The organism is Bacillus sp. 105MF (genome assembly GCF_000374885.1).
Lineage (GTDB): Bacteria > Bacillota > Bacilli > Bacillales > Bacillaceae_G > Bacillus_A > Bacillus_A pseudomycoides.
The window spans coordinates 1-1,331 of record NZ_KB895682.1 but is presented as its reverse complement, the minus strand read 5'-3'; the positions used below and the strand labels follow the sequence as shown (position 1 = coordinate 1,331).

The 1,331-nt window shown below is 39.5% G+C and carries 2 protein-coding genes; both read left to right on the top strand.

Annotated features, from left to right (window positions below):
* The first annotated feature begins 196 nt into the window (after nt 1–196).
* Complete coding sequence (locus C564_RS0131525) at nt 197–622, top strand: phage holin family protein (protein WP_018768258.1); 426 nt, start codon at nt 197–199, stop codon at nt 620–622.
* A partial coding sequence (locus C564_RS0131520; protein ID WP_018768257.1) for a glycoside hydrolase family 25 protein occupies nt 622–1,331 on the top strand: 710 nt, incomplete at its 3' end. The genes C564_RS0131525 and C564_RS0131520, both read left to right, overlap by 1 nt.

Genomic DNA, 1,331 nt, shown 5'->3' with positions numbered 1-1,331 from the left:
ACATACTCAGCACCAGGTGCTCCAGATGGAAGCTACATAGATAAAGTGAAGGGTTCTGTTGCGTATGACATTTACTCTCGCAAAGATGGTTGGATCGCAATTGACAACAAACGATTTGTAGAAGAGAAACACTTCGATATTCGATAATAGCTTAGCCGGCTCTTGTGAGTCGGGCTTTTTTTAAGGAGTGTAACAAATGAATCAAATTAATATATTAACAAAATCGTTTATAGCTACATTAGGTGGCTTTTGTGGATATTTCTGGGGAGGCTGGGATGCGGTTTTTCAAATCCTGGTAATAATGGTAGCGATTGATTATATCACAGGCATGATTGCAGCAGGATATAACGGAGAATTGAAAAGTAAAGTTGGTTTCAAAGGCATTGCCAAAAAGGTAGTGCTTTTTTTATTAGTTGGGGTGGCTGCGCAGTTGGACACCGCAATCGGTAGCAATAGCGCTATTCGTGAAGCAACCATCTTTTTCTTTATGGGTAATGAGCTTTTATCAATCTTAGAAAATGCAGGACGTATAGGAATCATGTTACCTTCTGCATTAATAAATGCTGTTGAAATTTTGGGTGGCAAACAAAAACAAGAAGAGAAAAAAGGAGATGTTCAATAATGGGACACATTGTAGATATTTCAAAATGGAATGATGATATTGATTGGTCAGTTGCGGCTCCGCAACTTGATTTAGTGATTGCACGTGTACAAGATGGCTCAAACTATGTAGATCCAATGTATAAATCATACGTGGCTTCTATGAAGTCTCATAGCGTACCATTCGGAAACTATGCTTTCTGTCGTTTCGTATCTGTAGAAGATGCTAAAAAAGAAGCACGAGACTTTTGGGCGCGTGGAGACAAAGACGCATTATTCTGGGTTGCAGATGTAGAAAAGGAAACGATGGGTGACATGGCAGCAGGCTCACAAGCTTTCATTGATGAGTTATATCGTTTAGGTGCTAAAAAAGTAGGTTTCTACGTAGGTCATCATATATATGAACAATTCGGTATGTCTAAAGTGAAAGCAGACTTTACGTGGATTCCTCGTTATGGTGGAAATAAACCAGCATATCCATGCGATATCTGGCAATACACTGAAACAGGACAGGTACCTGGGATTGGTAAGTGCGACTTAAATCTATTAGTCGGAGATAAACCGCTTTCTTGGTTCATTGGACAAGAACCGAATGTACCGAATCCAAATGAAAAACCGATCCGGGAATCAGGTATCGGCATTGCAGTTTCTAAGTATCCTGTCGGATATGGAGTTAACCTTTTCACAAAACCAGTTAATGGATTAGTAAGAGGTAGCATCAAAGATAAAAC

Bases quoted from the DNA above. Each gene is read 5' to 3' on its own strand.
- C564_RS0131525 (WP_018768258.1), top strand. From the start codon at position 197: ATGAATCAAATTAATATATTAACAAAATCGTTTATAGCTACATTAGGT.